The 13,854-nt window shown below is 60.0% G+C and carries 16 protein-coding genes and 1 pseudogene; 11 read left to right on the forward strand and 6 right to left on the reverse strand.

Going from position 1 to position 13,854, the window contains the following annotated elements:
* Positions 1-369 precede the first annotated feature (369 nt).
* The 5 genes from ACRC0P_RS17055 to ACRC0P_RS17075 form a co-directional block, all read right to left on the reverse strand.
* Entirely contained in the window at positions 370-927 is a 558-nt protein-coding gene (locus tag ACRC0P_RS17055; RefSeq protein ID WP_438632501.1) for a L,D-transpeptidase, read from the reverse strand.
* 142 nt (positions 928-1,069) lie between these two features.
* Positions 1,070-1,528: a DoxX family protein gene (locus ACRC0P_RS17060; RefSeq protein ID WP_438632502.1), complete on the reverse strand. Its 459-nt coding sequence runs from the start codon at positions 1,526-1,528 to the stop codon at positions 1,070-1,072.
* A 78-nt stretch (positions 1,529-1,606) separates the two neighbouring features.
* Positions 1,607-2,365: an HvfC/BufC family peptide modification chaperone gene (locus ACRC0P_RS17065; protein WP_438632503.1), complete on the reverse strand. Its 759-nt coding sequence runs from the start codon at positions 2,363-2,365 to the stop codon at positions 1,607-1,609.
* 2 nt (positions 2,366-2,367) lie between these two features.
* A complete protein-coding gene (gene bufB / locus ACRC0P_RS17070) occupies positions 2,368-3,228 on the reverse strand; it encodes an MNIO family bufferin maturase (RefSeq protein ID WP_438632504.1) in 861 nt (286 codons plus the stop codon).
* Between the two features lie 6 nt (positions 3,229-3,234).
* Positions 3,235-3,540, reverse strand: a complete 306-nt coding sequence (locus tag ACRC0P_RS17075) for a BufA1 family periplasmic bufferin-type metallophore (protein ID WP_438632505.1) — start codon at positions 3,538-3,540, stop codon at positions 3,235-3,237.
* Positions 3,541-3,859: 319 nt separating this feature from the next.
* On the opposite strand from ACRC0P_RS17075, the gene ACRC0P_RS17080 reads away from it, so the two are divergent.
* From ACRC0P_RS17080 to ACRC0P_RS17110, 7 genes are all read left to right on the forward strand, one after another.
* Positions 3,860-4,213 carry a hypothetical protein gene (locus ACRC0P_RS17080; protein ID WP_438632506.1) on the forward strand — a complete coding sequence of 118 codons (354 nt, stop codon included), beginning with the start codon at positions 3,860-3,862 and terminating at the stop codon, positions 4,211-4,213.
* Positions 4,214-4,317: 104 nt separating this feature from the next.
* Positions 4,318-4,809: a DUF411 domain-containing protein gene (locus ACRC0P_RS17085; RefSeq protein WP_438632507.1), complete on the forward strand. Its 492-nt coding sequence runs from the start codon at positions 4,318-4,320 to the stop codon at positions 4,807-4,809.
* Positions 4,810-4,880: 71 nt separating this feature from the next.
* A complete protein-coding gene (locus ACRC0P_RS17090) occupies positions 4,881-6,791 on the forward strand; it encodes a copper resistance system multicopper oxidase (protein WP_438632549.1) in 1,911 nt (636 codons plus the stop codon).
* A gap of 13 nt (positions 6,792-6,804) precedes the next feature.
* A complete protein-coding gene (locus ACRC0P_RS17095) occupies positions 6,805-7,545 on the forward strand; it encodes a copper resistance protein B (protein WP_438632508.1) in 741 nt (246 codons plus the stop codon).
* Between the two features lie 35 nt (positions 7,546-7,580).
* Complete coding sequence (locus tag ACRC0P_RS17100; protein ID WP_438632509.1) at positions 7,581-7,901, forward strand: hypothetical protein; 321 nt, start codon at positions 7,581-7,583, stop codon at positions 7,899-7,901.
* A gap of 11 nt (positions 7,902-7,912) precedes the next feature.
* A complete protein-coding gene (locus tag ACRC0P_RS17105) occupies positions 7,913-8,434 on the forward strand; it encodes a c-type cytochrome (RefSeq protein WP_438632510.1) in 522 nt (173 codons plus the stop codon).
* A gap of 14 nt (positions 8,435-8,448) precedes the next feature.
* Complete coding sequence (locus ACRC0P_RS17110; protein ID WP_438632511.1) at positions 8,449-8,943, forward strand: YybH family protein; 495 nt, start codon at positions 8,449-8,451, stop codon at positions 8,941-8,943.
* A gap of 104 nt (positions 8,944-9,047) precedes the next feature.
* Here the strand turns inward: ACRC0P_RS17110 and nirK are convergent, their stop codons facing one another.
* Positions 9,048-10,541, reverse strand: coding sequence for a copper-containing nitrite reductase (nirK, locus tag ACRC0P_RS17115; protein WP_438632512.1), 1,494 nt, complete (start codon positions 10,539-10,541; stop codon positions 9,048-9,050).
* A gap of 530 nt (positions 10,542-11,071) precedes the next feature.
* Between nirK and ACRC0P_RS17120 the strand changes: the two genes are divergently transcribed.
* The 4 genes and pseudogenes from ACRC0P_RS17120 to ACRC0P_RS17135 form a co-directional block, all read left to right on the forward strand.
* The gene (locus ACRC0P_RS17120; RefSeq protein ID WP_438632513.1) at positions 11,072-11,434 is read left to right on the forward strand and encodes a hypothetical protein; all 363 of its coding nucleotides are present in this window, start codon (positions 11,072-11,074) and stop codon (positions 11,432-11,434) included.
* Positions 11,435-11,540: 106 nt separating this feature from the next.
* Positions 11,541-11,987, forward strand: coding sequence for a nuclear transport factor 2 family protein (locus ACRC0P_RS17125; protein ID WP_438632514.1), 447 nt, complete (start codon positions 11,541-11,543; stop codon positions 11,985-11,987).
* A gap of 73 nt (positions 11,988-12,060) precedes the next feature.
* Positions 12,061-13,110 carry a hypothetical protein gene (locus ACRC0P_RS17130; protein ID WP_438632515.1) on the forward strand — a complete coding sequence of 350 codons (1,050 nt, stop codon included), beginning with the start codon at positions 12,061-12,063 and terminating at the stop codon, positions 13,108-13,110.
* 290 nt (positions 13,111-13,400) lie between these two features.
* Positions 13,401-13,778: pseudogene (locus tag ACRC0P_RS17135) on the forward strand (hypothetical protein); the annotation flags it as partial.
* Between the last annotated feature and the right edge of the window lie 76 nt (positions 13,779-13,854).

The following is a 13,854-nucleotide window of genomic DNA, read 5'->3' on the forward strand; positions in this document are numbered from 1 at the left end:
CCAGGCCCGCGATCGGGTTCTGTTCGGGGGCATGGCCCGCTCCTACAGGGGTGAGCAGTTACTGCTAGAAGAGCAGAGAATGGAGTCAACAAGTACCCATATCAAGTTTGGACCGCCATGGACCCACAAGACGTCGGAAATAGCGAAGAACCTTCAGAGACGACAAATTCTCATATGGGCCCACCGATGTACCACAGTACTATAGGGATTCCACGAACCTTGCAACTCGTCGCGGAAGCTGGCTCCGTGTGCAGGCATTTGGAGTACGATCAGTATCCGGAACTACACGTCTACATCGTTTGCCAGCGTAAATGATAAGCAGAGGACGGGCAAAGGCGCGCAGCGGCGTGCCCATCCTCCGGGCTGTTTTCATCGCGTGACCACCACCGGCGTCCCCACCGGCGCATGCCGGAAGAACTTGGTCGCCATCTCCGGTGGCATACGCACACAGCCGTGGGAGGCGGGGTGGCCGGGTACGTCGCCGGAGGCGTGGAAGCCGATGCCGCCGTTGAAACGGATAAAGTAGTTCATTTTGGCGCCCCGGTAGTAGGTGCCCGGCGGGCGGCGGTGGCGCCTGGTGTCCACGTCGGAGCGCACCACCTGGTGGGTGTCCTTGTCCACATAGCTGCCGTAAAGGGTGGAGCGGTGACGCCGCTTCTTCCCTCGCACCCGGAAGTGGCCTCTGGGTGTGCGGTAACCGGACCTGCCGGAAGAGACTCGCGATACTCCCACCAGCTCATTCCCCTTGTAGAAATAGGCCCGCTGCTCACTCAGGTCGACCCGTATCGAAGGGGAACCGGGTGCGCTGGCGGCAGCCTGGTCATCGAACCAGCTGGCAGATTTGGCATCGGCCGGGAGCGGTGTCAGGGTGAAAAAACACAGCACCAGGCCGGACAGAAACAGGGAGTATTGCCTTTTCTCGCGCATAGGTCCCACCTCTGCTGTCGAGCCTAAGATGGTGTTACGCGAATGCTTAGATGAAATGCTTCTTTGCGAGGCGGGTTTTATTGGGAAGCAGTCTGAGGATCACCTCTCCCACCGCAATTGATGGAAATTGAATTCCCTGCTCTCATTTACGCCCGAAAAACCAGTGGTCCAGGGAGATGACGCCCGCTCCCCGCGCCATCAGGTAGAGCAATACGGCGGCCCAGACTCCGTGGGTGGGGTAGGCGTCCGGGTATACAAAAATCTCGATCACCGCGGTCATTATCAATAGCGCCAGCGCGGCGAAACGCGTACCCAGGCCGAACAGCAACATTATCGGGAAGATATGTTCGGCGGTGGCGGCCATCACCGCCGCGGTCTCCGGTGGAATCAGCGGCAGCTGGTATTCGTTGCGGAACAGGTCCACCGCCGAATCGGAGAGTCTTGGCCAGCCCAGTTTGAACACGCCGTGCACGATGTCGATGTTGAGCCCCGTCACCTTGGTCTGTCCGGACAACCAAAAGACCGCGGAGATGGAGAAGCGCCCCAGCAGGGCGATAAAACTGTGCGGAATCCGCTCGCACCACTCAATCAGTTTTTTCATCGCAAGTTAACCGTCATGGTCACCGGCAGTAGGGTGCGCCATGCGCGCCGCAATGCCGAGCGGTGCGCGCGGCGCACCCTACACCGGATCACAGTTCACTGAAGTCACCATCCCCCACCGCAACAGCGCCTCCAGACAGCGGCCCAGATCGAATTCGCGATCCCCCCCGGCGGCTTCCGCCGCCTCGCCAAAGGAGTCGCCGCGGGCGAGTGCCTCGACAAAATCGCAGTCCCCCGCGCACATGGGCAACAGCCGCACTTCCAGGCCGCTGCGCAGTATCCAGCCGCACTCGGCGGCAACGGGGTCCACCTGGGAGATATCCAGTTCGCCCCGATGCGCATCCCACAGGGAAAAGACTGCGAATTCCGAGCGCAGGCAGTGCAGCGACGGGTGCAGCCCCAGACGCAACGCGGGCAGGCACTCCGGTTCCCGCAACGCCGCCTCCAACACCTGGGGCGCCGCCGGGTCGGCGTCGGCGGCGTGCAGTGCGACCAGGCAGTGCATTTCCAGGCGCGCCATATCCGCCAGGTAGGGGACGCTGGCGGCGGGCGGAAAACTGTCCACGAATTCCGCGAATCCCTCGCCGTAGCGCGCCAGCAGCGTCGAGCGCGGCGGCCGCGCACGCACGAACTCGCGGCCCATGGCGCGGAAGAATTCCTCGCCCACTAGTTCGCAGGTGACCGGGAAAGTCTGCGCCAGGGATTCCACCAGCGACACCACGACGTTGTTGCGGTAGACGGCGAAGCGCTGCCCCGGGTCGGAGCCGTTCCAACTGGTCAGGTCCGGGGGCGTCGGCGCTTCCGGGTCCAGCAGTGCGGCGGCCCAATGCTCTTCCACGGTCAGGCCTCCCGCACCGCACAGGCGCTCAGATAACCCTGCGCCCGCACCGCCTCCGTGCACAGGGTCTCGAATGGCGGAATATCGTTGTCCCACTCGATCAAGGTGGGTAGCGGGCCGGTCCGCTCCAGCACCGATTCGTAGGCCCGCCACACCGCCCGGTCCACGGCGCTGCCGTGACTGTCGATCAGCAGCGGGGCGCCCAGGCTGTCGCGGTCGCGGTAAAACCCGGCCAGGTGAATCTCGCCCACCGCGTCCAGCGGCAATGCGGAGAGAAACGCCTCCAGGTCACGGCCGTGATTGGTGCAGGAGATATAGGCGTTGTTTACATCCAGCAGCAGGCCGCAGCCGCTGCGCTTTACCAGTTCGCCGATAAACTCCGCCTCGCTGTAGCTGGACCCGGAGAACTCCACATAAGTGGAGGGGTTCTCCAGCAGAATCCGCCGGCCGAGCGCCTCCTGCACCTGTTCGATATGCTCGCACAGGCGCTCCAGGGTGCGCCGGGTGTAGGGCAGCGGCAGCAGGTCATTGAAAAAGGTGCCGCCGTGAGAGGACCAGGCCAGGTGCTCGGAAAAGACCGCCGGCCGGTAGCGGTCGAGCAGCGCGCGCAGGGCCTGCAGGTGCCTGCGGTCCAGGGGCTCGTCGCCGCCGATAGACAGGCCCACGCCGTGCACCGACAGCGGGTATCGCGCGCACACCCGCTCCAGGTAGTGGTGCATAGGGCCGCCCGCCACCAGGTAGTTTTCCGCGTGGATTTCAAAGAATCCCAGCGGCGGCGCTGTCTCGAGCACCTGGCGGAAGTGCTCCGGCTTGAGACCGACACCGGCCGCCACTGGCAGGCCGGGGTTTTCGTCCGCAATCATCGGTGATCAGCCCTTCTCCTGGAACGGCTGCAACTGGCCCTTGCCGGTGGGGGAGCTGGGCGATGGGATTTCCTTGCAGGTGCCCTTGGGCACATACTTCCAGGTATTGCCCTGGTAGTCTCTCTTGGAGGAGCCCGCGCAGGTGGTGCCGGGGCCGTCGGCACAGTCGTTCTTGCCGGCCTGGGCCACGCCGTAGCACTTCTCCTTGTCGCCTTTGTCCTTGTCACCGGCCGCCAGCGCCGGGGAAGCCGCCAGGGTTACCGCGGTACTGAAGGCAAGCGCCAGCGCGGCCGGGGTCACTTTGCGATTCATATTCGTCTCCGGAGTCGGAAGTAAAGTCGAACGGTGCCTCAGCGAGTGGCCGCTCCCTCTGACGCCGCCGCGGCGATTTCACCAATACGGCTCCCTGACAGAACAACCCGCCCAAGGAAGTATAGCCAGCCACTTGTAGGACATTTATAGGGAATGGTCACGGGAATTGCGAAAGGGCCACAGGGGTGGCAGGAGGTGCGGGTCGAGAACACCTGCCCTACGTCGCCAAGCTTGCAATCGCCGGAGGCTGCCCCTAACCTTTCCGCATTCTATTGCCCCGAACGGTTTCGGCTACATGCGCATCCTTACGGCAAAATCAGTGCTGCTGCTCCTGTTGCTGGTCCTCTGTGGCCAGGCGCTGGCAGCACCCTGTGCCGAAATGGATAGCCACGGGGAGGGGCAAACCCCGGCCGGGTCTATGCACGACACAGGCCGCGACATGCATTGCGACAAAGCTGCCGGGGCAGATCACTGCACTGAGACCACTGCGGTCGGTGAGAACACGGACTGCGACCAGACCTGCGGCTGCTGCCCCGGCCACTGCGTCGGCGCCCTGCCCGCCGGCGACTTCCAGGCCACAGCGCCGTTGCGCAACACCCCGGCCACCGCTTACGCGGAAATCAATTCCTCCCCCGAGCCCGAAACGGCCATTCGCCCACCCATCCACCCCTGATACGGGGTTGGTGCGCCCGTCGCTGGCACCTTTTCTTTGTTTCCTGATCCCCGCGCGCCGGAAAGCGGCTGCGCCTGTCCAATGACCCGAAATGAGGCCATTCCATGAACCGCAAACTGTTCGCCGCCTACCTGGGCGGCCTAACCCTGCTGGCACTCTCCGCCTGCGCTGAAGACAACTCCGCCGACAACGCTGCCGCTGTCGAACTGACCACCTACAAAAGCGCCACCTGCGGCTGCTGCAAGCTCTGGGTAAAGCACGCCGAAGACCTCGGCTTCGCCGTCACCGCCCGTGATGTGGACGACCTGGGCGCAGTGAAAAACCGTCACGGTATAGAACCCCAATTCCAGTCCTGCCATACCAGTGTGACCAGCGACGGCTATGTTTTCGAAGGGCATGTCCCGGCAAAACTGGTCCGCCGCTTCCTGCAGAACCCACCCGCCGGCGCCCGCGGCCTCGCGGTGCCGGCCATGCCCCTGGGCAGCCCGGGCATGGAGTACGAAGACAAATTCACCCCCTACCAGGTATGGCAGCTCAACCGGAACGGCAGCCGGGAAATCTACGCCGAGATCACCACCGCCGCAGAACAGTTCTGAGGTCAGAAAAAGTGAAGAAACCGAACAACGGCAGAATCCAATTACCACAACTGTCCCGGCGTACTTTTGTTATGGGCGCCGCTGCGAGCGCGGCCCTACTGTCGCTGCCGGGCGGCCTGCGCGCCGCTTCCCAGCAATCGGGGCCCCGCCAGGCGGTGCAGACACTGCGCGGCAACCACTTCGATCTGGACATCGGCTACACCAGGGTGAATTTCACCGGCCGCGAGCGGCAGGCCACCACGGTCAACGGCAGCTTGCCGGCGCCGATCCTGCGCTGGAAAGAAGGACAGAAGGTCACCCTGAATGTCACCAACCACCTGGCCCACGACAGCTCCATCCACTGGCATGGCATTATCCTGCCCACCAATATGGACGGTGTACCCGGCCTCAGCTTTAACGGTATCCAGCCGGGGGAGACCTATCACTACCAGTTCGAAGTCCAGCAGAGCGGCACCTTCTGGTACCACAGCCACTCCGGCTTCCAGGAACAGACCGGTCTCTACGGCGCCATCGTGATCGACCCGGCGGAGCCGGACCCGGTGGCCTACGACCGCGAATACGTCGTACTGCTGTCCGACTGGAGCGACGAATCGCCGCTGGATATCTACGGCCACCTGAAAAAGGAGAGCCACTACTACAACTTCCGCCGGCGCACCGTGGGCGACCTGTGGAGCGATATCCGCGAAAAGGGCGTGGCACGCACTTTCCGCGAGCGCGGAATGTGGAACCGGATGCGCATGTCCGATACCGACATCTCCGACGTCACCGGCTACACCTACACCTATCTGATGAACGGCCAGACTCCGGACGACAACTGGACCGCGCTGTTCAAACGCGGTGAGAAGGTGCGCCTGCGCTTTATCAACGCCGCCGCCATGACCATCTTCGATGTGCGCATCCCAGGCCTGAAGATGACCGTGGTGGCTGCCGACGGCCAGAATGTCGAGCCGGTCACCGTGGACGAATTCCGCATCGGCGTGGCCGAAACCTACGATGTGATCGTCGAGCCCGCGGACGACCGCGCCTACACGCTGTTCGCACAGGGTATCGATCGCACCGGCTTCGCCCGCGGCACCCTCACCCCGGAATTGGGCCTGCACGCGGAGGTGCCCGCGATGGACTATGCACCGGTACTCACGCACCGCGACATGGGGATGGGACACGGGAACCACGGTTCCCCCCGGGAGCGCGGAGCTCCAGCTCCGCATGCGGGCCACGGGCCCGCCGCAGACTCCGGGGAAATGCACGGCGGCATGGACCATAGCCAACACCAGATGGGCGATATGGGCGGCATGGCTCACAGCCAGCATAACGGCATGGACAATATGGACCACAGCCAGCACCAGGTGGGGCCCGCCGACTACAGCCTGCACGGCGGCCGCGGCAATCTTGGCGGTATGCAGGGGGTGTGGTTCACGGAAAACCTGGGCCGTGCCGGCCACGGCAGCAACAAACCCATAGTGCACTTGCCCAGCGAGTTCGCCTACACCGTGGACATGCGCGCGGAACAACCCATGGATGGCCTGCACGATCCAGGCATAGGGCTTCGCGATCACAAGCAGCGCTATGGCCGCCGGGTCCTCAACTACGGCGATCTGCGCAACCTCACTCCGACCATCGACAAGCGCGAACCGGAACGGGAACTGCAGCTGCATCTCACCGGCAATATGCACCGCTATATCTGGTCCATGGACGGCATCCAGTTCGACGATGCCGAACCGCTGATGCTCAAGTACGGCGAGCGGATTCGCATCACCCTGGTCAACGACACCATGATGACCCACCCCATCCACCTGCACGGCATGTGGAGCGAACTGGAGACCGGGGATGGGAATCGCATTCCGCGCAAGCACACGGTGCTGGTGCAGCCGGGGGCCAAGATCAGCTACCTGGTGACCGCGGACGCCTACGGCCGCTGGGCCTACCACTGCCACCTGCTGTACCACATGCCCGGCATGTTCCGCGAAGTGCGCGTGGTCTGAGGAGATGAAAGCAATGAAAAAAATTGTTTTGCTGGCAGCGATGGTCGCGGCACAGGCCAGTGCGCAGAGCGACTATAACGGCACCCAGGCAGAGAAACCCATGGAAAACGGCAAACCGGACAGCCACGAACGGCTGTTTACCATGGTTATGCTGGACCAGTTGGAGCTGCGCGAAGAGGACAGCGATGCGCTGAAAGGCCATCTCTGGTTCGGCGGCAACCGGGACAAGCTGTGGCTCAAGGGCGAGTGGGAACGGGAGGACGGCGAAGCCGAGAACGCCGAACTACAAGCACTGTACAGCCGCGCGGTGGCACCCTTCTGGGACCTGCAGATGGGCCTGCGCCACGACTTCAGGCTGGAGGACGGCCCCAGCCGCACTTGGGCGGCCATCGGCTTGCAGGGTCTGGCGCCCTACTTTTTTGAAGTGGACGCGGCGCTGTTTATCGGCGAGGGCGGCGACAGCGCCATGCGCTTCGAGGCCGAGTACGAAATGCTGTTTACCCAGCGATTGATTTTGAGCCCGGAAATTGAACTCGATTTCTACGGCCAGAATGATCCGGCCACCAACACCGGTTCCGGCCTCTCGGACATGGAAGCCGGCCTGCGCCTGCGCTACGAAATCACCCGTCAGTTCGCGCCCTATATTGGCGTACACTACGAGAAGAAATTCGGCGAAGCGGCCAGCTTCGCGCGCGCAGACGGAGAAAGCGTCAGCGAAACCACCTGGGTCATCGGCCTGCGCGCCTGGTTTTGACGGACTTGACCGACGCACCCTTGTAGGAGCGGCCCATGGCCGCGATCAGACTCTGCCGACCGGCAAGATCGATCGCGGCCAGCGGCCGCTCCTACACAACCAACAATAAACTCTTAGGAGAAACCAAAATGAAAATTCCCTTGTTCGCTATCACCCTCACAACCCTGACCTTTGCCATTTCCGCCCAGGCCCACGATCCAAGCCAGCACAAAGACAAGGCAGAAAAACCCCAGTGCGCCGCACTCAAAGACATGGATATGGAAAAAATGGACAAACAGGACCCGGTCACCCAGGCACTGATCAAGAAATGCATGAAACAGCTGCACCCGGAAGAAAAGCCCGAAACAGAAAAATAACGGAGCCGACAATGACGGCGATAAAAACCCTCCTGCTCACCGCGATTGTCCTCTGCCTCGGCTTCGTGGCCTTCATCTACTCCGGCACTTACCCGGTCGGTGCTGACGCGCCACACACCGCGTTTACCAACTGGGCACTGGAAACCCTGCGCGACCAATCCATCGAGCGCGCATCGAAGGATATACAGGCACCGACCCTGGACGACCCGGAACTGCTGATCAAAGGCGGCCCGGATTACCACGAGATGTGCTCTGGCTGCCATTTGAAACCGGGCAAAGACGAGAGCGATTTCACTGTCGGCCTCTACCCGGCGCCGCCCGATCTCACCGAACGCACCGGCGATCCCCGCCGCCAGTTCTGGGCAATCAAGCACGGTATCAAGGCCTCCGGCATGCCCGCCTGGGGCCCCACCCACGACGACCAGCGTATCTGGGCCATGGTGGCCTTTCTGCAAAAACTGCCGGAGTTGACGCCACAGCAGTACCAGATACTCACCGCGCGCGACGAAGAGGCCCCCGGCCACCATCACTGACCAGGAAAAATACAATGCAAAAACTATTCAAGGTTCTCTGCGCTTCGGGATTTTCAGTTTTACTGGGCGCAATTCCTCTCGCCGCCACCGCCCACGGCGACAAACCCCACGCAGAAAAAGACCCGGCGATGTTTTCCGGCATGAAAACCGGTGCGGGGAAAACCGTACAGGAATTCCACCGCGCGTTACGCGAAGGCGACGAGAATGCCGTACTGAGTGTACTGTCGGACGCAGTGGTTATTTTTGAAGGAGGTTCGGTGGAACGCTCGGCACAGGAATACGCCGGCCACCACCTGCCGGCGGATATCGCCTTCCTGAAACAGATGGACGTTTCCCAGCAGGAACTGCAAGTACGGGAGGCCGGAGACCTGGCCTTCGCCTACGGGCGCTCACGCCTGAAAGGCGATTACAAGGGAAAGGCCCTGGACCTGCAGAGCATGGAAACCCTGGTGCTCAAACGCAGCGGCGGTGAGTGGAAGATCGTTCACGTGCACTGGTCGAGCAGATAACCCGGGAGCGCGGAGCGGTTTATCTTTCAGCGCTGAAGGCTCCAGCTCCGCTTGCGAGCCGAAGGCTCTCCTGCCGATTTGTCCCAGGGTGCGCCAATCCGCATTTATTTCTCTAACACTGCCTCCACCTTGTCCGGCGTTACCTCCACCCCGCTGTTGTCCCAGCGGCTGTAGACGAAGGTCAGCACATTGGCGATTTCCTCGGCGGCCAGGTTCAGGCGCGGCATCACATTGTTGTAGGTTTCGCCGTTGACCAGGATCTCGCCCTGCAGTCCCTCGCCGACAGCACGGATAGCCCGCTCCACATCCGCGTTCAGGTAGTCCGAAGCAGCCAGCGGTGGAAAGGTGCGGGCCACACCGCGGCCATCCGGCATATGGCAGGCGGCGCAGGCGCTCTGGTAGATGCGCTCGCCGCGGGCAATGCGCTCTTCCCGGCTCTGCGCCCCGACCGGTTCGGGCGCCTTCTCTTCCGGTATGGATTGAACTGCCGCCCCCTCGGCCAAGTAGACCCTCTGCCGCCGCGGCCCTGAGAAGAGGGTTTCGTCCTCCTCGCCCTCTACCACTACCTTGCCCAGGGCGCCCTTGTTGAAGGCACGGAAGATGGAATGGTCCACCAGCAGGAATTCGCCCGGCACTTCCACCCTGAACTCCACGATCACCGCCCCGCCCGCGGGTATCAGCGTGGTCTGCACATTGTGATTGGCTGTGGTTCCACCCTCGATCATTACTGTGTCAAAAATCTCACCGATCACGTGAAAGGAACTCGCGAGACTGGGGCCGCCGTTGCCCACGTAGAGACGAATCGTCTCGCCCTTGTTCGCCCTCAGTGCATTGTCACCGCTGAGAGCCCCCACCGAGCCGTTGAAAACCACATACTCCGGCTGCTCCCGGAGCGCCTTTTCCATATCGAAGGGCTGCAGGCCGCGCTCGCCGTGCTTCCCCTTGGTATAGAACTCCCCCTGCACCACGTAATACTCCCGGTCGACCGGCGGCAGGCCGCCCTCCGGCTCTACCAGGATCAGCCCGTACATGCCGTTGGCGATATGCATCCCCACCGGGGCTGTCGCGCAGTGGTAGATGTAGAGACCGGGATTCAGGGCCTGGAAGCTGAACACGCTCTCCATGCCCGGCGGCGTCAGGGACGCCGCCGCGCCGCCGCCCGGGCCGGTGACCGCGTGCAGGTCGATATTGTGCGGCATCCTGCTGTCGGTGCGGTTGGCCAGGAGGAATTCGATCACATCGCCGCGCCGCGCGCGGATAAAACTGCCGGGCACAGTGCCGCCGAAAGTCCAGAAGGTGTAGTCGACGCCATCTGCCAGCCGCATGATCTTTTCCTGGACCTCGAGATGGACGATCAACCTGGTCGGGTAATCCCGCTTTATAGGCGGCGGCACCTGCGGCGGCGGCGTGAGCACCGCCACCTCCTCACCGCGGATCTGCGATGCCGCGGGCGGCGACCAGGCGCTGTCGCGGGAAGATTGCCTTCCGCTCGCAACCGGGCCGTCTTCCTCCCCAGGGCCACAGGCGGCAAGCGCCAGCAGGCACAGAAATGCGAGACACGATAGCGAAGCCGGTTTGGTATTTTCGGGATGGAACACCAGATCACCTCCTCTGCGGGGAAGGGCCGCATGCTCGATCACACCAGCATGGACGCAAATCCGGTGCGCTTCCAAGCGGCGGCGGTGGAGCAGGCGCCATTCCGATCCCGCCACCCTCGCCTTCCTAACGCCACTGTCCGTACCGGTCCGTAGTGCCGGTTCATTAACCAAATCCCAAGCCATCCAGCGCGCCTGTTACACCCCGTTCGTGAGTGCCGACCACATGGGTATAAATCGTCGTGGTACGAGAGCCAACGGAAAAATGATCACCGAGACCGATATCTCCGCGCAGAATCCGCAATTGCCAGAAATCAGAATAGAAACAAGTGGTTACACTTCCCCTCTGAAAATGAGATAGGAGGCACGGTGATCACCTTGTCAAAAGCGGGAACCATACAAGAATCCCCTACAGCCTTGACCCAATGGGGCTTTGCGGGCATTCTGTGCGAAATTCCACCAAGAGATATCGGCCTGGGGAAAAGTGGCCTTGGAGGCCACTATATAAATATTATGCTCAAGTAGGAAAAATCATGAAGCACGTATTTTTAGCCGCAATGTTTTTGATTGTTAGTGGTTGTGCATCCCAAGAACAGAGAGAGATTGAGCTTCCTAAGATTGTAAGTATTAAAGGGGAAAATTTTGTTTCGGCCGCGATTTTCAGAGAACATGAAGTAAATATCAGGAAGCCAGATAGTGGTGAATTCTCTATAAATATTCCTGAAAAAGAAGCGCCAAATTATTTTGTTTGCGGTGGTGTATACTGGGATGGCCTCACTCAAGGCCAAAGAATTCTTGATGAGGCCAATTTGGTACTGGATTTCAAAGGAGTAAAGGAGGTTTGGGTTCCAATTGAAGGTAAGCCCAAGAAACTATATATATTCGAAGTTCGATAGCATAACCAGGCCATGCTGACGGTCGTCCTTCACAACACGCTTCGCGCCAAACGTTACGGCCGCCGCAGATGGTAAGGTTACCCAATAATTACAGAATAGAATTCTTATGAAATTTTCATTGATAGCGGTAGCTTTAATCTTTATAAGTAATTTTGCAACGGCAGAATCGAGCACTTTAGAATCCAATAAGAAGTTGGTGGTTGATTTTTATACTGAGGTATTGTTTTATGGAAAATCTGAGGCTATTGATAAATACATTGGCGAAGTATATATACAACACAACCCGAATTTAGGAGATGGAAAGGAAGCCCTTCGCCAACTAATTAAAAGTTTTCCTCCAAGAGAAAAGGGTGCCCCGCCCACTGGCGAAATCGTTCGCGTGGTGGCAGAAGGCGACTTGGTCGTATTGCATGTAAAAAACTACGGCTGGCCTGCACCAAATGGCGGAGCAATTGTTGATATATTTAGAGTCGAGAATAACAAAATAACTGAGCATTGGGATGTAATTCAAGCAATTCCAGATAGCTCAAAGAACAACAACACAATGTTTTAGGTATGGCTAATAAAAATACCAATTTGATCTCATTACGCTGCGCTTCACCCGGCAAATTACATTGGCGTTAGCTATGAAGAAGGTAGTTGGAGTGATCATACTCGGTGTCCTTGCAATAGCAGGATACATGTTGGCGACTTCGTTATATGTACCCGAACCAGGGGGCGCAGATGTTGACAGAACGGTATCGCAAGCCGCCACACCACCATCTCTTGAATGGCTCAATGATGTGGATATGGCAGCCGATCCGATGACGTTGCGAGGTAATAATATTTACAAGGTTATCTGCCAGGTGGGACACCCGGTGTTGGTGTCGCGTCAGGATCTCGATACTGCATACCTCGTCCACTTCAAGGGACCTTTCGTCCAGACAGTGGGTGACGACGACAAGCACCGTTTCGCTCATCTGGCACTGGAAGATGCTGATACAGGAAGCTGGACGACCACGATTTACTACGACCGTATCGAGGGATACCTGGACAACGCGATCAAGGGAGAGCTGTTGCAGACCCTAAGAATACCGATGATTGATTCTCTACTTCCCTCGGAAGGTGCATTGGTCGACAAGCTGGGGCGCTGGGATTACGAGCATCCCCGTTCAGGCAACAAAAAGAGAGTTGTGTACGCACAAAGAGTCTGTATGCAAGGGCAGCTGCGACCGGGTGCCTATTTCGATATAGTCGACGGTCGGTTGACCAGAGCCAAGGCAGTCAAGGATCGCGAGAGACTTACCCAGGTCATTTACGATCAGCGAACCTATTCCGAAGAGAACCCCATCTATTCCATTCAGGATGATTTCATCGCCTACGGCGAAGAACCCGTTGCACGGGACGGGGCGCTGGATGTCCTCCTCGAGTTTGTGGTGGCCAGGGAGCTGGGGCAATGGGATAAGGCTTACGAGCATCTCGGCATGGAGCGTGGCACCGATGAGTCCTTGCGAAGGCTCTCCCGTCCAACAGAAGAGGGAGTCGAGATGGATGTGGCTTCGCTGAAATACCGGACGGTCGGGTACCAGGATGAGACGTTGGAGGTACTTGTCGAATACAACCTCATGAACGGAACCCACGTCCAGCATCGTTATGGACTCCGGCCGTTTAATGGCCGTTGGCGGATCGACTATTAAAGCGGAAACAGCCGGCCGCCGTCGGTAAGTGCGATACTGATGCGGTGCAGAATGAGTTGAAAGCCCGAGAACGCTCAACCGCAGACGCCCTGCAACAGTGCTATACCGCCCTGTCCCGCAGGACCTGCGTCGGGTACTGGATGCGGACATCAAGGGCTGCTTCGACCAACTCAGTCACGAATGGCTGTTGCAACAGTGGCCGAAGTGCGGCTATATCGATCGACAGGTCTACTACCACACTGACGAAGGTACGCCGCAGGGCGGTATCATAGGGCGGGTTCAACTACTACCGCCCCTGGGTATCCAAGGCGACCTTCGCCCTGATCGACACCCTGGTCTACCGGGCGCTGTGGTGGTGGATGCGACGGCGACACAAGAACCGCCAGGAACGCTGGCTCTACGGCCATTACACCCGCCCACAGCGTACGCCAAACGGCAGCTACCGGCGAGTGTTTACCGGCCAGACCCGCACCGCTCCGGGGGTCACCCGCCGGGTGACCCTGTTTAAACCGGGCGACCTGCCGATCCGGCGCCACAGTAAGATCGTGGCAAAGGCTACCCCATACGCGCCGGGCTATGGAAGCTACTTCCGCAAGCGCTGGCAACAGGAGCGGACCAACCGGAGGGCAGACCGGGCCTATCTTGCCAGATACCGACTGGCGGCGTAATGTGGAGCGCAAATTTGTTGATAACGAGTCAAACCGCCGGGTTCAGCGAGCCCTAGAGGGACTTGAGCCGTATGCG

The sequence above is a fragment of the Microbulbifer sp. genome (genome assembly GCF_051659245.1).
GTDB lineage: Bacteria > Pseudomonadota > Gammaproteobacteria > Pseudomonadales > Cellvibrionaceae > Microbulbifer.